Source organism: Fodinibius sp. GM108 (assembly GCF_058386985.1).
Genome location: NZ_JBYEIR010000006.1, coordinates 276800 through 293969 on the forward strand (window position 1 = coordinate 276800; position 17170 = coordinate 293969).

Annotated in this window: 15 protein-coding genes and 1 tRNA gene; 9 read left to right on the plus strand and 7 right to left on the minus strand. The window is 43.0% G+C overall.

Annotated elements, in window-relative coordinates; all coding sequences use genetic code 11:
- The 5 genes from ACT3ID_RS13070 (at nucleotide 1) to ACT3ID_RS13090 (ending at nucleotide 6421) form a co-directional block, all read left to right on the plus strand.
- Nucleotides 1-1476 carry a hypothetical protein gene (locus ACT3ID_RS13070; protein ID WP_491542492.1) on the plus strand — a complete coding sequence of 492 codons (1476 nt, stop codon included), beginning with the start codon at nucleotides 1-3 and terminating at the stop codon, nucleotides 1474-1476.
- A gap of 156 nt (nucleotides 1477-1632) precedes the next feature.
- On the plus strand, nucleotides 1633-2211 hold the full coding sequence (locus tag ACT3ID_RS13075; protein ID WP_491542493.1) for a thioredoxin family protein: 579 nt from the start codon (nucleotides 1633-1635) through the stop codon (nucleotides 2209-2211).
- Nucleotides 2212-2219: 8 nt separating this feature from the next.
- Nucleotides 2220-2879 (plus strand): pyridoxamine 5'-phosphate oxidase, encoded by a 660-nt coding sequence (gene pdxH, locus ACT3ID_RS13080; RefSeq protein WP_491542494.1) that lies wholly within the window; start codon nucleotides 2220-2222, stop codon nucleotides 2877-2879.
- A 401-nt stretch (nucleotides 2880-3280) separates the two neighbouring features.
- Nucleotides 3281-3895 (plus strand): TetR/AcrR family transcriptional regulator, encoded by a 615-nt coding sequence (locus ACT3ID_RS13085; RefSeq protein WP_491542495.1) that lies wholly within the window; start codon nucleotides 3281-3283, stop codon nucleotides 3893-3895.
- 33 nt (nucleotides 3896-3928) lie between these two features.
- Entirely contained in the window at nucleotides 3929-6421 is a 2493-nt protein-coding gene (locus ACT3ID_RS13090) for an acyl-CoA dehydrogenase (RefSeq protein ID WP_491542547.1), read from the plus strand.
- A gap of 535 nt (nucleotides 6422-6956) precedes the next feature.
- Here ACT3ID_RS13090 and ACT3ID_RS13095 read toward each other — a convergent pair.
- The 4 genes from ACT3ID_RS13095 to ACT3ID_RS13110 are packed head-to-tail and all read right to left on the minus strand — an operon-like array spanning nucleotide 6957 to nucleotide 9459.
- Nucleotides 6957-7778, minus strand: coding sequence for a TPM domain-containing protein (locus tag ACT3ID_RS13095; RefSeq protein WP_491542496.1), 822 nt, complete (start codon nucleotides 7776-7778; stop codon nucleotides 6957-6959).
- The gene (locus tag ACT3ID_RS13100; RefSeq protein WP_491542497.1) at nucleotides 7759-8211 is read right to left on the minus strand and encodes a TPM domain-containing protein; all 453 of its coding nucleotides are present in this window, start codon (nucleotides 8209-8211) and stop codon (nucleotides 7759-7761) included. The genes ACT3ID_RS13095 and ACT3ID_RS13100 overlap by 20 nt, the downstream gene beginning before the upstream one ends.
- 22 nt (nucleotides 8212-8233) lie before the next feature.
- A complete protein-coding gene (locus tag ACT3ID_RS13105; RefSeq protein WP_491542498.1) occupies nucleotides 8234-8824 on the minus strand; it encodes a YkoF family thiamine/hydroxymethylpyrimidine-binding protein in 591 nt (196 codons plus the stop codon).
- Between the two features lie 50 nt (nucleotides 8825-8874).
- Entirely contained in the window at nucleotides 8875-9459 is a 585-nt protein-coding gene (locus ACT3ID_RS13110) for a LemA family protein (RefSeq protein ID WP_491542499.1), read from the minus strand.
- A gap of 286 nt (nucleotides 9460-9745) precedes the next feature.
- Between ACT3ID_RS13110 and ACT3ID_RS13115 the strand changes: the two genes are divergently transcribed.
- Both ACT3ID_RS13115 and purL read left to right on the plus strand, forming a co-directional pair.
- On the plus strand, nucleotides 9746-10444 hold the full coding sequence (locus tag ACT3ID_RS13115) for a YjjG family noncanonical pyrimidine nucleotidase (RefSeq protein ID WP_491542500.1): 699 nt from the start codon (nucleotides 9746-9748) through the stop codon (nucleotides 10442-10444).
- A 72-nt stretch (nucleotides 10445-10516) separates the two neighbouring features.
- Nucleotides 10517-12778 carry a phosphoribosylformylglycinamidine synthase subunit PurL gene (gene purL, locus ACT3ID_RS13120; protein ID WP_491542501.1) on the plus strand — a complete coding sequence of 754 codons (2262 nt, stop codon included), beginning with the start codon at nucleotides 10517-10519 and terminating at the stop codon, nucleotides 12776-12778.
- Nucleotides 12779-12814: 36 nt separating this feature from the next.
- Here the strand turns inward: purL and ACT3ID_RS13125 are convergent, their stop codons facing one another.
- Complete coding sequence (locus tag ACT3ID_RS13125; protein WP_491542502.1) at nucleotides 12815-13366, minus strand: carboxymuconolactone decarboxylase family protein; 552 nt, start codon at nucleotides 13364-13366, stop codon at nucleotides 12815-12817.
- Nucleotides 13367-13435: 69 nt separating this feature from the next.
- A complete protein-coding gene (gene lat / locus ACT3ID_RS13130) occupies nucleotides 13436-14770 on the minus strand; it encodes an L-lysine 6-transaminase (protein ID WP_491542503.1) in 1335 nt (444 codons plus the stop codon).
- A gap of 112 nt (nucleotides 14771-14882) precedes the next feature.
- On the opposite strand from lat, the gene ACT3ID_RS13135 reads away from it, so the two are divergent.
- Nucleotides 14883-14955 (plus strand) — tRNA-Met (locus ACT3ID_RS13135).
- Between the two features lie 75 nt (nucleotides 14956-15030).
- The gene (locus tag ACT3ID_RS13140; RefSeq protein WP_491542504.1) at nucleotides 15031-15459 is read left to right on the plus strand and encodes a GIY-YIG nuclease family protein; all 429 of its coding nucleotides are present in this window, start codon (nucleotides 15031-15033) and stop codon (nucleotides 15457-15459) included.
- A gap of 334 nt (nucleotides 15460-15793) precedes the next feature.
- Here the strand turns inward: ACT3ID_RS13140 and rocD are convergent, their stop codons facing one another.
- Complete coding sequence (gene rocD, locus ACT3ID_RS13145) at nucleotides 15794-17032, minus strand: ornithine--oxo-acid transaminase (protein WP_491542505.1); 1239 nt, start codon at nucleotides 17030-17032, stop codon at nucleotides 15794-15796.
- Nucleotides 17033-17170: the final 138 nt, after the last annotated feature.

The window sequence follows — 17170 nt, forward strand, 5'->3', positions numbered from 1 at the left end:
ATGAATACTTTTGGTAAATGTTTGGCCCTCATTTTAATTAACTTTTGTTTTCTTTCTGGATGTGATTATGAATTTCCTACACAATCCGATGGGCAAAATCCGCTTCCCAAAGATAGTTCTAAGTTTGCACGTTTTATGATTTTGGGTGGGAATACTACTGCGGGAATCATGGATGGTGCTTTATATAGCAAAGGCCAGAATGCTGCTTATCCGAATTTGATTGGGAGCCGCTTAGATTCTGTTTTGGAGGGGAATATATATGGTATACCTGATATTGATTCCGAGGAGGGGTTTAATTTGAAAGAATCTGGCCAAAATAATATAAAGGGTAAATATAGTCTTGTTTACAGGAATATAGATAGTGAATTTCCAGCTCGTATTGCTGATTCCGGTGAAGCTATTGAACCTTTTAAAGGTGACATTGATACTGTAAATAATATCAGTGTACCCAACCTTCGAAGTTATCAGATTGTCAGTCAGGATAGCCTGTATAACAACATTTATTTCAGCAGTTTTTTAAGTGATGATATAAATCAAAATTTGCTGGAATTTGTCTTATCGAAAAATCCTACTCTATTATTATTATCTGTTGGGACTGATGATATATATCCATACTTAATTGATGGGGCAGCCGGACGAATTGAGCCTCCTTTAGATGATATTCAAAGTGATGATGCGACCCCTCTGTCATTGTTTGAACAGTCGCTGAAAAGTATGATTCAGACAATTCTTAATAGATCGCAAGCTGATATTATCCTTCCGACAATCATAAATCCGATAGATTTTTTCTACTTCAATACATTAAAATGGCATTTTGCTTTATCTGATATTGAAGATGAATTGACACAGATAAGGTCTCATTACAAATCGTTTAATCAGCACGTAACAGAATATAATCTTTCTAATTCGGGCCAAGATATACGACCTACTATTGCATTTGGAGGTGATACACGAAATGCAAAAGTATTTGTTGATGATAACCTTTCTTATGCAGAGGCAGATGATGGTTCGGTTATTCCCAAATACAGACAGATGGTACAAGGAGATAACATGTTATATAGCGCGGAACCCAAGCAACATAATTCATTAACTGGTGAAAAGAACTTTGCAACTATCGATCCTGCTGCTGACGACTATGTTCTTACTATTGATGAGAAAGAGGAAGGTGAAGAACTAATCGAGAAGTACAATAGGATAATACGCTCTATTGCAGGCGAAGAAGAACGTGTTCTATTGTTGGATTTTAAACCAACGATTAGAAAGGTAAAAGAGAATAAAGAAGTTTTTGATGGCGTGTTGCTCAATACTGGATTTGGGCAAAATACAATAGTTTCTTCTGATGGCTACTTCCTGAATAAAAAAGGTCAGGCATTACTTGCTAATCAGCTTTTGAAGCTCTTTAATAAAGAATACGGCACAAATTTTAAGCCATTTAATGTAAATTCTTTTGAGGGAAATGAAATAAAGCTAAAATAAATCCCACATTTCGTTCTGATACTCCGCGTAGGAACGTAAATCAATCATGCATTAGTACCTATCCGAGATTTTTAATTCACATTCCCGCCTTATTCGCCTATATTCCCGACTGAATGATCGAACAAAACAAAAGTAACTCAAACATTATCTTTATTTATGTCTAGTACTCCCTCCACGATGTTGGAGCTTGGTACCAAAGCTCCTGACTTTAAATTATTCGATACCGTAAATAACCAGCTTGTATCGCTGGATGATTTCAATAATGCCAAGGGATTGTTAGTAGCTTTTATCTGCAATCATTGTCCTTATGTACAGCATATTCTTGATGAATTTGTTATGACCGCCCGAGATCTGCAGCAAAAGGGAATCGGTGTGGTAGCCATCAGTTCTAACGATGTCGAAAATTATCCGGATGACAGCCCTGTAAAAATGGCGGCTGAAGCGCGTGAAAAACAGTTTTCGTTTCCTTATCTGTATGATGGAACACAAGAAGTAGCTAAGGCTTACCGTGCGGCTTGTACCCCTGATCTCTTTTTGTTTGATGAAAATAATGAGCTGGTTTATCGTGGTCAGTTTGATGACAGTCGTCCGGGTAACGATGAGCCTGTTACCGGAAGTGATATTCGCGAAGCCGTAGAATTGCTGTTTGACGGAAAAGTCAAAGAAGATCAGAAGCCGAGTATGGGGTGCAATATAAAATGGAAAGAAGGCAACGAGCCTGATTACTTCGCATAGGAGAGATCATGTCCGGGGATGAACAAGAAGCAAATGAAGTGGCAAAGTTACGGCGCGATTATAACAAAGCGTCACTGACTGAATCGGAAATCAATGAAGATCCGATTGATCAGTTTTTGGAGTGGTTCGAGAAGGCACTTTCGGCCGATATGCTTGATCCCAATGCCATGACACTTTCTACAGCAAATGAAGAGGGAATTCCTTCATCACGCATTGTTCTTTTAAAAGGTGTGGATAAGAAGGGATTCCGTTTTTATACGAATTACAAAAGCATGAAGAGCAAAGAGTTGCAGAAAAATCCTCGGGCTGCTCTCTGTTTTTACTGGCCTCCTCATGAACGACAGGTACGTGTTCAGGGGAATGTTCGGAAACTCAGCAGAGCCGAGTCAGAGGCTTATTTTCATCAACGCCCCCGACAAAGTCAGCTGGGAGCATGGGCTTCGGAACAAAGCGCGAAATTAAGTTCTCGTGAAGAACTTATATCTGCTTTCAAGAAAATGGAAAAACGTTTTGAGGGAAAAGAAATTCCACTGCCAGAATTTTGGGGAGGTTTTTTAGTGGAACCATTCCGGATTGAATTTTGGCAGGGAAGAGAGGGAAGAATGCACGATCGCATCTGTTATGAGAAAGAAGATGGAGGATGGACCAGGTATCGATTGGCACCGTAAATTCTTAATATCAATGATTAAGTGCTTTTCCAATTGTCCTCTCAACCCTACCACCTTTTTGCACCTTTATATCACTTCTAAAACCAAAAACTGACTGCGGTAATATTAGTTCCTAATAGATTGAAGAGTGATATCTAATAATTTTTAATGGTACATGGGAGGTCGTTATTACAGTAGAAGATACCCTGAATTTATTTCAATAGAAACTTGATCCCCGATAGCGCGAACATGTTGGGGATTTTTTTATGCCTGGAAAGTATAATAAGAACAACTTTGTCCGTACATATCTTCTATCATTTCAAGAATTTGTTTTTCACCTTGCATAGAATATTATTTAACTGATTGCTTATCTCTCCATATTTGTTAAATTACTAACAACTTAACACTGTTAACCTTGTCTTATGGCAGAACAAAAGCAAAAAAAATTAAAACAACGCATACTTGATGCTGCACGTAAAGTGCTGCTGGCTGACGGTTATCGTAACTTTTCGCTTAGGAAGATAGCTCGTGAGATTAATGTAAGTGCAACAAGCATCTATTTGCATTTTGAGAACAAGGATGACCTTGTGCATACTTTAATGGAAGAAGCTATTGAACAGCTTAATAGCCAGCTGGCCCAGACGATCCAGGTGTTTGAAGATCCGATATCGAAATTGAGTGCTCTGGCTTATAAGTACATTAACTTTGCACTTGACCATCCGCGGGAGTATCAAATTATCTATTTGATTAGCTCCGAGGAAATGACAAGGTATCCCAAAGAAAAATTTCGAGAAGCACGAAAAGGGTATGAAATAGTTACAGATGTATTAAAAGAAGGAGTAAAATCAGGATTGATTGATGAACAAAAACCCCGGATTGCGGCCTACACTTTCTGGGCACAGCTACACGGTGTGATGTCGGTAGTTCTGTCGAAGCGGTTAGATACACGCATCGATCAGGAAGAGTTTATCGAGGAGGCAATCGATCATATCATAAAAGGATATCAGGTGCGAACATCCATAAAAACTAATAACTAGATGAGCAGGATCTTAACCAGTGAGGTGACTACTATGGATTTTTTAAATGAGAGTTTTGGATTCTTATTCCAGTACCCACTCTGGGCGGTTATTGTAAGCATGATAATAGTAGCTACATTATTCGCTTTTTGGGGAGCCCCGTTGTTGATTTGGGCAATTGCAGGTTTTGTAGCCCTCTGGGGATTTTCGGCCCCTGCATGGCTTTTCGTTGTCTTCGCTGTACTAGTGGTGATATTCGGTATAAAGCCTGTTCGTCGTACCATAGTCACTGGTCCATTGATGAAGTTGTTGGATGCGATGAATTTTTTGCCTGCTATTTCCGAGACGGAACGTACGGCTATTGAAGCCGGCAATGTATGGGTTGATGCCGAGTTATTTTCTGGAAAGCCGGATTTGAAGAGATTGGCCAATGAATCATATCCCGATCTTAGCGACAGTGAACAGGAGTTTTTAGATGGTCCCGTTGAAAAGTTGTGTTCTATGGTCAGCGACTGGGATGTATTTGTCCGCAAGGGATTTACCGATGAGGTTTGGAAATTTATGCGGGAGCACAAGTTTTTCGGATTGATTATTCCGGAAAAATATGGCGGACTCGAATTTTCGGCTTCCGCACACAGTGCTATTGTTACCAAGCTGGCTTCCCGCTGCGGACCGCTGGCAACTACGGTGATGGTGCCAAACTCACTGGGCCCGGCTGAGTTGCTGATGCACTACGGAACCCAAGAACAGAAAAATCGATACTTGCCGAAGCTGGCAACGGGAGAGGAAATTCCCTGTTTTGCATTAACAGAACCTACGGCTGGTTCCGATGCCGGATCGATGACGGCCGAAGGCGAAGTATTTAAGGGAGATGATGGTAAGCTTTATATCCGTCTTAATTTCACAAAACGTTATATAACGCTGGCAGCTATATCTACAATAATCGGCTTGGCATTTAAACTGCACGATCCGGAAAACCATTTGGGCAAAGGAGAATATCCGGGTATAACATGTGCCCTTATCCCAAGCGATACAGATGGTATAAAGTTGGGCCGTCGACATGATCCGTTGGGGATACCTTTTTATAATTGTCCTGTTGACGGTGAAGATGCGGTAGTCTCTGTCAATCAAATAATTGGCGGACCTGAACAGGCAGGTAACGGCTGGCGCATGCTGATGGAGTCACTTGGTGTGGGACGGGGGATTTCGCTGCCTGCTCAAAGTATGGGTGGTGCCAAAGTAGCCACGCGAGCTCTTGGAGCATATACCGCCGTCCGCAAGCAGTTTGGTATTAATATCGGGAAATTTGAAGGTATCGAAGAGCCGATGGCACGTATCGGTGGGTTTACCTATCTGATGGATGCGGCGCGGAGATATACCTGCGCCGGACTGGATATGGGCGAAAAACCGTCGGTAGTGACTGCTATTGCAAAGTACAATTTTACAGAGTTGGGACGCAAAATTGTTAATGATGCGATGGATATACAGGGCGGGGCGGCTATTTCGCGCGGACCGCGCAATATTTTTGCGTCTTCATATATTGCCACGCCCATTGCTATTACAGTAGAGGGGGCAAATATTCTGACTCGAAGCCTAATGATTTTTGGTCAGGGTGCCATTCGCTGCCATCCATACGCATATGATGAAATTGATGCACTAACCCGTGGTGATACAAAAGCGTTTGATGATGCCTTCTGGAAGCATATCGGTCACGTTGTGAGGAATGCTGCGCGTTCACTCTTGATGTCGATCACGCGCGGAAAAATTACACCTTCACCGGTTGGTGGACCTGCGGCAAAATATTATAAAAAACTATCCTGGGCATCAGCATCTTTTGCCTTCCTGGCTGATATTGCCCTCGGGTCGTACGGCGGTGGATTAAAGATCAAAGAGAAGATAAGCGGTCGCTTTGCCGATATCCTAAGCTGGATGTATCTGGCCACAGCTACACTGCGCCGTTATGATGCGGAAGGTCAACGCGATGATGATCGGATATTTTTTGAATGGTCAATGGACTACGCGTTTGCACAAATTCAGGAAGCTTTTGATGCTATTTATCGCGAAATCAACGTACCGGGGTTAAGCTGGTTGTTCCGTGGACCGATTGCTCTTTGGTCCCGTATGAATCTTATTGGCAGTATGCCATCCGATAAACTTGGACATAAAGTAGCACAGGCGATGCAGAAAAGTGGTGAACAGCGTGACCGTCTGACCGAAGGCATTTATATCCCCGAGAATAAAGAGGAAGCGTTGGGACGTTATGAATATGCGTTAGGGATGAATGAAGAAGCTGCCCCAGTGTACAAAAAGATATATAAGGCGACGAAGCGAAAAGAGTTGCCCAAAACCCAAGTACGATTTGTCATTGATCAGGCGTTGGAGAAAGAGATTATCACTGCTGATGAGGCTGAACTGGTACGAAAAGCCGAAGAGGCCCGCGTAGATATGGTGCAGGTAGATGAATTTACTTTAGAAGAATACCAGAACCAGACGCCCTCAACGCCGAAACTGAAAGATAGTGCCGAACCCGAAAATATAGCCAGATAGAATTACTACAGATTACTTGAGCGTGCGCTACAAGAAGCTCTGTCGGTCATCAACCGGCAGGGCTTTTTTATTTGGATCCATAATTTCTCCTTTCTCTTTCCCAAGTTCCAACTTGGATAAGAAATAGAAATGTGTGTGCATCAAGCAGTATATGTTACTTAATTATAGGATCGAAGCGGTGCCTCAATTTATATTTAACTCAACGCTATAATATTAAGTAACTCAAGCGCCTGCTTGGAGAAGTAAAGAGAAAAGGAATCGGGATTCTCATATGGAAAAGAAGTTTAGTTGTCAGCAAGGCTGAGGATTAAGTTGTTGTTCCAGAATAGGGTGTAGAGGTTTAATCAAAATAATTGTGAGGAATACGAGCTAACAGAGACAAAATTATTAGTTTTCATCGAAGCAGGCGCTTCGATTTACATATTTAAGGTAATTTTCAATCCTGCTTGGAGAGGTTATAAGCTGGAATCTTGTTTGGGAATTCTTCAATTCCCTAATTCCCAGAATCGAATCTCAACTATCCAGCCTTTAAAGATCACCATCCGCCGCTGGCACCACCGCCGCCGGATCCGAATCCGCCCCCGCCGCTAAAGCCGCCAAAGCCTCCACCACCGGAGCTTCCTCCTCCAAAGCCACCGCCGCCGAAAATAATAAGTCCTCCCGGACCAAAAGTGCGACGTCTTTGCTTGCCCCTTCCCTTTCCACCTCCTTTACGGCTAGAAGCATAAATTACGAAGACGATAAAAAGTATAAATATGATGAAATCTGCCATTCCACTATCTTCAGACGTACTGTTTTTGGCCAGTTGTCCAGTAAACTCTCCGCTGGCAAGCTGCATGATAGCCGAGGTGGCACGATCTAAACCCTCATAATAATTGGAGCGTTTAAAGTTGGGAGTTAATATTTCGCGGACGATACGGCCCGCCATCACATCAGGGATAGCACCTTCAAGGCCGTATCCCACTTCGATACGCATTTCCCGTTCTTTTTCAGCAATAAGAATGAGTAGCCCATTGTCTTTATCGCCTTCCCACATTTTCCAATTATTGAAGAGGGTGGTGGCTGTTTCTTCAATAGAAATACCGTTCAGGGTTTCGAGCGTGGCAATAGCGATAACAGTGGTGGTTGTATCTCTATAATTTCGAAGTTTCTGCTCGAGCTGTTGACGTTCGCCAGAATTCAACATTTCGGCAAAATCATTCACATGTCCCACTGGCTCGGATGGCAGATCCTGAGCATCGACAATAGTTGAAAGTGAAAGCAGAACAGCAACTAAGGCAGTAAATAATATTTTTTTCTGATTGATGATATACATGCTAAATTCTCGAATAAAAGATCTATCTGTTTTTATTATCATGAAAGCTGATTTCATTGGATAGCTCGTTAAGCTTTCCCTTCTGATGATAAGGGAATAACTCTTCCAGCTTGTCTGCCACGGTACGGACGGCCTTTTCAATTCCCTCTTCATATGCTTCTTGCTTAAAATGATCGATCAAAATCCGGAGTACTTCATCCCAAAAGCCTTCTTCCACTTCCTCATCAATTCCTTTTCCCCCATAAACAGCAGCTTTATGATCTTCAGTAGCGATGTAAATGAGTACACCATTCTTCAGCCGTGTTTCATCCATTCCAAGATCATGAAAAATCCGGGCGGCGCGCTCCAACGGATCACCGTTGCAGTTGTGCTCAATATGCACACGAATTTCTCCCGATGTTTTTTTCTCGGCCTCATTGATAGCTTTAACAATTTGTTCTTCTTCTTTTTCGGTAAGAAACTGTCGTGCAGACATAGTTCTTATTTTAAATTGTAGATTAATTGCTGGGGCTATTTGCCGAGATTGATACAGTCATTACTGTATGCTCCGAACCTGCTTCTTTTGTTTTGCTGAAGACGTTCTGCAAACCCTGAAAAATAGCATTAGATTCACCGTCCAGACAGGTCTCGTAATGCGTAGGAGTAACTTCGACTCCAAAATCCTTAATATTTTCAATCTGCTCATAGATTGTGTCCATATAATCGCCGCCATCCATCGGATAGAGTGCAAATTTAGCTGAAACTTCTTGAGAAAATTCTCTATTTACAGATTTATTTAGCGCTTCATCATCTTCAGCAATATAAGAATGCCCTTCGGTATCACCGGGACAGCCGATTGAATATGTAGCATGAAAAGCTACATGCTTGTCCGTTTGGGCTGCATTAATAAAGACCGACTGGCTTACATCAAACACATGAGCTGTACGTCCTCGTACTATTGTACTAACTTCATCCGTCTCTAGCCAGACTTTAGAATCATCAGTATTTTCTAATGCATTGGTGATAATATCTACAAAGTCGTCACTCATCGGATGGACGGAAAAACTGCATCCCGCCAGTTGGGATTCATCAAAATCAGACTTGCTCATATTGACCAGTTTAGTTTGAAATTAGCTACAGTAAAGCTGAAAGAAATAAATCAAAATTGAACGTCCGGAACTTCTTCGGCACCCTCATCTGCTTCGAAATACGCTTTTTGATCGAATCCGAAGAGCCCTGCGAATACGTTGTTGGGGAAACTTCGAATGGTAGTATTGTACTGTTGTACAGATTCATTATACCGCTGACGCTCGGTAGAGATGCGGTTTTCAGTACCTTCAAGCTGAACCTGCAGGTCACGAAAATTTTGGTTGGCTTTTATTTCGGGATATTTTTCGACTGTAACAAGTAGCCGGGAAAGGGCACCCGAAAGCTGTTGTTGGGCCTGCTGGAACTGTTGTACTTGTTGCGGATCATTCAGATCGTCAGCTGAAATCTGTATCGAGGTAGCTCTGCTGCGTGCTTCCACAACATCTGTCAATGTTTCCTGTTCAAAATCGGCGGCTCCCTTTACAGTGTTAACCAGGTTCGGAATTAAATCGGCCCGGCGCTGATATTGATTTTCTACTTGAGCCCATGACTGTTCAACATTCTGTTCTTGTTCGACCAGGGTATTATATTTTCCTATCCCCATAAAAACCAGCAGTGCAATAACGCCTAATCCGATGATTGTTTTAATATTCATTTGCAAAAGTTTGATAGTTTAAAATTGAAACTGAATATACGAAAGCTTCTTAAAATAGATACAAATTACAACCAACCCTTTTTTGAATAAAAATAGTATCAATAGAGTTTTCTTCAACATCTGTTTACAACAAGTTTCCCGATATCGATAGTCTCGTTTTTACTCGGGAGCTATATTCTACGGATAATCTGCATTAGGAGTGATTTTATACCGTATATGATTTTCTGATCAGACGCGAGTTCACTATCTTTGACCCAACAATTTTTATAAATGAATATAACCGATTTTGCCTTACAAGTTTATCTATTTTGATCTGGATGATACGCTGCTCGATCACAAATCAGCCGAGGCAGCAGCTCTGAAAGACGTACATCAGTATTTTCCTTTCTTTAAAGGTATTTCCCCAGACAATCTTGTGGATACTTATCACATTGTGAACAGTAAACAGTGGACCCTGTACAGTAGTGGGGAGATTGAACGAAATGATCTTCAGCGAAATCGATTTGAACAGACGCTGCAACAGCTGGCTTTAGATGCTAGTCGATATAAAGAGGTCGGCGATTATTATATGCAGTGCTACCGCAATCATTGGCAGTGGGTCGACGGAGCCCGGTCAGTCTATCAAAAGGTGGTACAGAAATATCCTGTTGGCATTTTGACGAATGGCTTTGCCGAAACTCAGAAATTGAAGTTCGAGAAATTTGCATTGACTGATTCTGCTGAGCATGTGGTAATTTCTGAGGATGTAGGAGTACTTAAGCCTGATCCTAAAATTTTTGAACATGCAACGGAGCTTGCCGGTGTTGCTCCGGATGAAATACTGTATGTGGGAGATTCGTTTACATCCGATATCAAAGGTGGATCAGCTTTCGGATGGAATACTGCCTGGTATACACAAAATGGCGATGCCGAAAAACACCAAAAAGCAGATTTTGTATTTAACAACTTTAGCACCTTAACAGAATTTCTGGATATTAAAAGTTAAAGATCGAAGGTTAGATACCAACTGAAATAACTTTCAACCTTCAACTTTCCAACATTCAACATACCTAAACAGATGTCTGATACTACGATTAAAGAACCGGAAGTAACACTCGAACTGGCCAAAGAGCACGGTTTGACTGAAGAAGAGTTCGAAAAGATAAAGGAATATCTCGGACGAACGCCTACGTTTACCGAGTTGGGTGTTTACTCCGTGATGTGGAGTGAGCACTGCTCCTATAAAAATTCTATTCTTGAAATCAAGAAGCTGCCGAACGAAGGTCCTCAGCTTATGGTAGGGGCCGGCGAAGAGAATGCCGGTCTGGTCGATATCGGTGACGGGCTTGGATGCGCTTTTAAGGTAGAGAGCCATAACCATCCCTCTGCCATCGAACCATATGAAGGCGCCGCTACTGGTGTTGGCGGGATTCACCGCGACATTTTTACCATGGGTGCACGTCCTATTGCGAGTCTCAACTCCTTGCGCTTTGGAGATATTGAAACACCCCGTGTCCGCTTTCTTCTTGATGGCGTAGTACGTGGCATTGCTGATTATGGAAACTCATTTGGCGTACCGATGGTAGGAGGAGAGATCTATTTTGATGAGAAGTATGAAGGAAACCCGCTGGTAAATGCTATGAGCGTAGGTATCGTCAAAGAAGATCAGACTGCGTCGGCGATAGCCGAGGGGCCGGGAAATCCTGTGATTATTGTTGGATCTGATACCGGCCGAGATGGAATCCATGGGGCGACATTTGCATCCGAAGAGATTAGCGAGGAAAGCGAAGATAAGCGTCCGAGTGTTCAGGTCGGCGACCCGTTTGCTGAAAAACTGCTTTTGGAAGCAAGTCTCGAAGTGATTAAAAACGGGGGTGTGGTTGGCATGCAGGATATGGGTGCTGCTGGTATCAGCTGCTCGTCTTCGGAGATGAGCGCCAAAGGAAATTGCGGCATGGTATTGGATCTGGATAAAGTGCCGGCACGCGAAGATGGTATGACAGCCTATGAGCTGCTTCTTTCGGAAAGTCAGGAGCGTATGCTGGTTGTTGCTGAAAAGGGACGAGAGCAGGAAATTATCGATATTTATGAAAAGTGGGATCTCAACGCCGTGGTCATCGGTGAAGTAACCGACGGCGAAAACGTGACCTATTATAAAGATGGTGAAGTAAAAGCCGATATACCGGCCGACAGTCTTGTGTTGGGTGGTGGGGCTCCGCAATACGAGCGAGAGACAAAAAAACCCGAATACCTGGAGGAAACGCAATCATTCGATATTAATTCAGTAGATCATCCCGAAGATCACAAGGATACCATCAAAAAACTGTTGGGTTCGGCTAACATTGCATCGAAAAGATGGGCTTATGAACAGTATGACACGATGGTACGCACCAACACGGTTAATGGTCCGGGAGCGTCTGATTCAGGTGTGGTCCGCATAAAGGGTACAAACAAAGGGCTGGCTGTCAAAACTGATTGTAACGGTCGTTATGTATATCTGAATCCGCGGAAGGGCGGGCAAATTGCGGTGGCCGAAGCAGCGCGGAATGTTGTTTGCAGCGGAGCCAAGCCAATGGCTATCACCAATTGTCTCAACTTTGGAAATCCCTATAAACCGGAAGTATACTGGACCTTTAAAGAAGCACTTGCGGGGATGGGAGATGCGTGTCGCACATTTAATACCCCTGTTACCGGCGGAAATGTGAGTTTCTATAATGAAAATCCCGAGATGGCAGTATTCCCGACTCCGGTTATCGGAATGCTCGGTCTTATTGAGGACTTGAAAAATCATCGGATGACGCCCCGGTTTAAGATGGAATCAGATGTTATCTATTATATTGGTGCCGAACGAAAAGGGCTCGGAGGCAGTGAATATTTGCACACGATACATGATCTGACAACGGGCGATGCTCCTGAAATTGATCTTGATTTTGAGGCTCGACTGCAATCGGCACTGCTGGATGCCATTCAACAGCAGATGATCAATGCCGCTCACGATATTTCAGATGGCGGTTTAGCAATTACACTGGCAGAAATGGCAATGTTCTCTGAACTTGGAGCGTCGGTTGCCGTTGAAGAAATGGGAGATGTTCTCCATGAAGTCCTTTACAGCGAGGCACAGTCTGGCGTGGTGATAACATGCAGTGCGGACAAAAGAGATACCGTTGAAGAGCACTTTGCCGCCAATGACGTACCGTTTGTTGAGTTGGGACAAGTAGGCAGCCAATCATCAGCCCTTGAGATTGAAAATGTAGCTTCGCTTTCGATAGATGAAATGTTTGATATCTATGATAATGTGATTGAACGTGGAATGAAGAAAAAAGAAGACGTAATCAGCTAGCTGCCTATTCGGGTAGTTATAATTGCCAGCTGTAATTTAATCCAGGCCGGGTCGTTCACGCGTATAACCCTCATAGGCCATCATTTTTCCCATTTCGTCGTATGCCTCATTATCTTCCGGGGCCCAGGTTCCGAGTCCGTCAACATACCGGTTATACATGCAAAATGCGGCCGCAATTAGAACAGTGTCGTGAATTTCACGGTCATTGGCTCCGGCGTCTTTTGCTCTTTTTATAACTTCCTCGGATACATCGCGACCGCTTTTTTGAACTTTTTTCGCTATGTCCAGAAGTGCTCGGAGCTTGGGTGTAATATCTGTTTCTTCAAAATCTTTTTTGATATCATCAATGAGAGAAAGATCACCATCAAAATGATGAGCGGCCGAAGCTCCATGAGAAGTATGGCAAAAATGGCAATTATTTTCATACGATACATAAGAGGCTATCATCTCTCGTTCTCCACTTGAAAGAGGTGAAGGACCTCTTAGAAGAGTTTCTGCCAATTCACAAAGTGGTTTTGCAGTTTCAGGATTGAAATGAAATAGTCCTACGATCCCCGGGTTATCATTTTTTATATCTATATAAGCCATCGTTGGCACCTCGTTATTTTATTTTTTTATCATAAGAAATAAAAATAAAACAAAGTTCTGTTAACAAACTTACTTTTTTTCAAATACTGATTTAATTGAATTCTCAATAATTTTGATGCCTTCATCGATCTGTTCTTTCGAAACAGTCAGCGGCGGACGGAAACGCATGGTGTTGGTTCCGCAGGAGAGAATCATCAGATTATTTTTGAAGCATTCTTTAATAACTGCATTTCGTGAATTAGGGTCGGGGAAATCAACAGCACAGAAAAGTCCTTTACCGCGGGGATTGGACACGTGCTCAAATTGATCAGCTAAATCGTTAATTTGGTCTTGTAGGTAGACACCAACTGATGCGGCATTTTCTACGAGACTTTCATCTTCAATTACCTGGAGGATGCGACCGAACCGGACCATATCAACAAGGTTACCGCCCCAGGTAGAATTGATGCGTGAAGAGACGTGGAAAACATTGTCTTTAACTTCATCAACACGTTCGCCGGCTAAGATTCCACAGACCTGGGCTTTTTTTCCGAAAGCCAGGATATCGGGTTTTACGTAATGCTCATGAGCCCAGAATTTGCCTGTCAGTCCCACGCCTGTTTGAACTTCATCATAAATAAGCAGGGCTTCATGCTTGTCAGCAAGATCCCGAAGAGCCTGATGGAATTCTGTGCGAAAATGACGATCGCCGCCTTCACCCTGTATAGGTTCAAGTATTATACAGGCAATTTCATCTTTATATATTTCAAAAAATCGTTCGGCCTGGGCGACCGCCTGCTCTTCCTGTTTTACCGTTTTTTGGATGTTTTCATCCGTAGCGGGATAGCTCATAGCTGGAGAAATAATACGCGGCCAGTCAAACTTGGGGAAATATTTTACTTTTGTCGGATCAGTATTCGTAAGCGACATTGTATAGCCTGTTCGCCCGTGAAATGCCTGCTCGAGATGCAGAACCTTATGTCCTTTTTCCTGACGGTATCCCTTTTCGAAATTTTTCTGCACTTTCCAGTCAAAGGCGACCTTGAGCGCGTTTTCGACCGCCAGTGCACCTCCCGATATAAAAAAGGAGTAGGGCAGATAATCCGGAATACCCACCCGATCAAAATTATCAACAAATTCGGCCATCTCCTCGGTGTAAACGTCAGAGTTTGAAGGCTTGTTTATAGCAACTTTCCCAATTTTATTTCGAAATTCATCATTGTCCAGTCGCGGGTGATTCATGCCCAGGGGATTGGAGGCAAAAAAGGTAAAGAAATCAAGATAGCGCTCACCACTTTTGGCATCATAAAGATACGTTCCCTCACTTTTTTCCAGATCAAGCACAATGTCATACCCATCAGTTAAGATATGTTTTTGCAGGATCTTGTGAACATCGGCGGGTGCTACCTCATTTATGGTGGACATAAGCCTCCTTCTGTATTTTTAAGTTTTTTAGATATTAATTACAACCAGGAAAGAAATGTGAATTTACTATTGACAAGTACCCATGTCAAGCCTTATTTTAGGTGACTCACATCGCGGGGTGGAGCAGTTGGTAGCTCGTCGGGCTCATAACCCGAAGGTCGGAGGTTCGAATCCTCCCCCCGCCACTACCAGAAGGCGGCTTTCTGAATACCAGAGAGCTGCCTTTTTTATTTTGATCAAATAATTCATTGGGAGGAATCATGTATACTGTCTATGCCCTTCATTCCCCAACCTATGAAAAGATATATATTGGTCGTACCTCGAACCTGGATCAGCGAATGCTTTCGCATAATAAGTTGGGCAAAGGATGGACGAAGAATTTTCGACCGTGGGAGGTGGTCTACACCGAAGAGCATGAGACAAAAGCGGCGGCGATGAAACGAGAAAAAGAGTTGAAGACAGCTAAGGATCGTCGGTTTCCTCTTTTTTTCAATACTATCTTGGTCAGCTGCTCCCGGCTGAACTGTACAGGACGCTATGCGTCCGTATCAACCCATATGAAAACCCCAAACGCAGAGCGTTTTCAGTGTCCCGACGCGGGGCATCGGGACGAGATGGGTCTGGTTAATTATCTGTCTTGTTCAGCTGATCATGTGTTGCAATTAACATACCTGATATCTCATGGCTGAACGGTATAGGACGCTAGGCGTTCGTTGACAGCTCTACGCAAGATTTTCCTCGTTCCGAAGTTCCTGCTTCGGAACGTCTTGAACAAGCTCTGCTTCCAACAGCTGTTTACATTCCCAAGCAGGAGCTTGGGAATGAGAAGATTAATAAGGTGGTTGTACCTCCGAACAGTAACTCGTGAGGTCAACTCCCTCGGAACTTTGGAGGTGTTTAATCTCATTCCGCAACAGAGGTACGGAACGAGATAGAAATTAAATAAAAGGGCTACCTGAGGTGATCCGCGAAACAATCAGCCTCTATCTATGTTCTATTTTCCGATAGTATTTAGAGCGTATATCACCTTACACCTGCTTGCTCATATTCTGTAATCGTATCACTGATAATAGAAATACAATTCATAAGCTGTTCCTCGGTCATAACCAGGGGTGGGGCAAATCGGATGATGTTACCGTGTGTTGGTTTCGCCAGTAATCCATTTTCTTTTAGTTCAAGGCAGATGTTCCAGGCAGTGTCGCTATCCTCAGAATCATTAATGACAATAGCATTCAATAACCCCTTGCCCCGAACGAGTGATACGAGCTCTGATTCTTCTACCAACTTGTTCATTTCATTTCGAAATACTTCTCCCAGCTGATCAGCTTTCTCTGCCAAATTTTCATCAAGAACAACTTTGAGTGCTTCCATAGCCACGGCACAAGCCAGCGGGTTTCCACCATACGTTGAACCATGCACGCCCGGACGCATGGCATCCATGACTTCGTTATCGGCCAAGACTGCAGAGACAGGATATGCACCGCCAGAAAGAGCTTTGCCAAGTATTACAATATCAGGCCGCACATTTTCGTGATCTGCGCACAGCATCTTACCTGTCCGGGCAATACCCGTCTGAATTTCATCAGCGATAAAGAGTGTGTTGTATTTTTCGCACAGCTCCGCGGCTCCTTTTAGATATCCTTCATCGGGAACAATAACGCCCGCTTCGCCCTGAATTGGTTCTACCAGAAAACCGGCTACATCTTTTTCACGCAGAGCTTCTTCCAGAGCATCCAGGTCATTATATGGAATAGATACGAATCCCGGTGTATAGGGGCCAAAATTCTCCCGTGCCACCGGATCATTTGAAAACGAAATAATACTGGTCGTTCGTCCGTGAAAGTTACCCTTGGCAACTATGATAGTAGCTTTTTCAGGTGTTAAGTTCTTTTTTTCATAAGACCATTTTCTGCACAATTTAATAGCTGTTTCAACACCTTCGGCGCCCGTATTCATTGGCAGCAGCTTATCGTACCCGAAGAGATCATGCATAAATTTTTCGTAATTACCCAGCTGATCGCTGTAAAAGGCACGCGATACCAGGTTGAGCTTTTCGGCTTGCTCCTTCAGCTTGTTAACTATCCGCGGATGACAGTGCCCTTGATTTACAGCAGAATACGCCGATAAGAAATCGTAGTACTTGTTTCCTTCGGGATCCCAAACGTGTACTCCCTTGCCCTTTGAAAGTACAACAGGCAGCGGATGATAATTATGGGCTCCAAACTGATCTTCAAGCTCTATTGCGTCTTGGGTTGAAATCATGGGAAGTGATAAGTTTCTTTAAACTTCTATTAAATGATGGGTACTCTTGAAAATATGATCTAACCAGGCCAAGAGAAATAATTTTTTGTGGTGAGTTATTATTTTTTGCAAAAATATAAGGTATGACAGATATAAAAT

Bases quoted from the DNA above. Each gene is read 5' to 3' on its own strand.
- ACT3ID_RS13070 (WP_491542492.1), top strand. From the start codon at position 1: ATGAATACTTTTGGTAAATGTTTGGCCCTCATTTTAATTAACTTTTGT.
- ACT3ID_RS13075 (WP_491542493.1), top strand. From the start codon at position 1,633: ATGTCTAGTACTCCCTCCACGATGTTGGAGCTTGGTACCAAAGCTCCT.
- pdxH (WP_491542494.1), top strand. From the start codon at position 2,220: ATGTCCGGGGATGAACAAGAAGCAAATGAAGTGGCAAAGTTACGGCGC.
- ACT3ID_RS13085 (WP_491542495.1), top strand. From the start codon at position 3,281: ATGGCAGAACAAAAGCAAAAAAAATTAAAACAACGCATACTTGATGCT.
- ACT3ID_RS13090 (WP_491542547.1), top strand. From the start codon at position 3,929: ATGGATTTTTTAAATGAGAGTTTTGGATTCTTATTCCAGTACCCACTC.
- ACT3ID_RS13095 (WP_491542496.1), bottom strand. From the start codon at position 7,778: ATGATAATAAAAACAGATAGATCTTTTATTCGAGAATTTAGCATGTAT.
- ACT3ID_RS13100 (WP_491542497.1), bottom strand. From the start codon at position 8,211: ATGTCTGCACGACAGTTTCTTACCGAAAAAGAAGAAGAACAAATTGTT.
- ACT3ID_RS13105 (WP_491542498.1), bottom strand. From the start codon at position 8,824: ATGAGCAAGTCTGATTTTGATGAATCCCAACTGGCGGGATGCAGTTTT.
- ACT3ID_RS13110 (WP_491542499.1), bottom strand. From the start codon at position 9,459: ATGAATATTAAAACAATCATCGGATTAGGCGTTATTGCACTGCTGGTT.
- purL (WP_491542501.1), top strand. From the start codon at position 10,517: ATGTCTGATACTACGATTAAAGAACCGGAAGTAACACTCGAACTGGCC.
- ACT3ID_RS13125 (WP_491542502.1), bottom strand. From the start codon at position 13,366: ATGGCTTATATAGATATAAAAAATGATAACCCGGGGATCGTAGGACTA.
- lat (WP_491542503.1), bottom strand. From the start codon at position 14,770: ATGTCCACCATAAATGAGGTAGCACCCGCCGATGTTCACAAGATCCTG.
- ACT3ID_RS13140 (WP_491542504.1), top strand. From the start codon at position 15,031: ATGTATACTGTCTATGCCCTTCATTCCCCAACCTATGAAAAGATATAT.
- rocD (WP_491542505.1), bottom strand. From the start codon at position 17,032: ATGATTTCAACCCAAGACGCAATAGAGCTTGAAGATCAGTTTGGAGCC.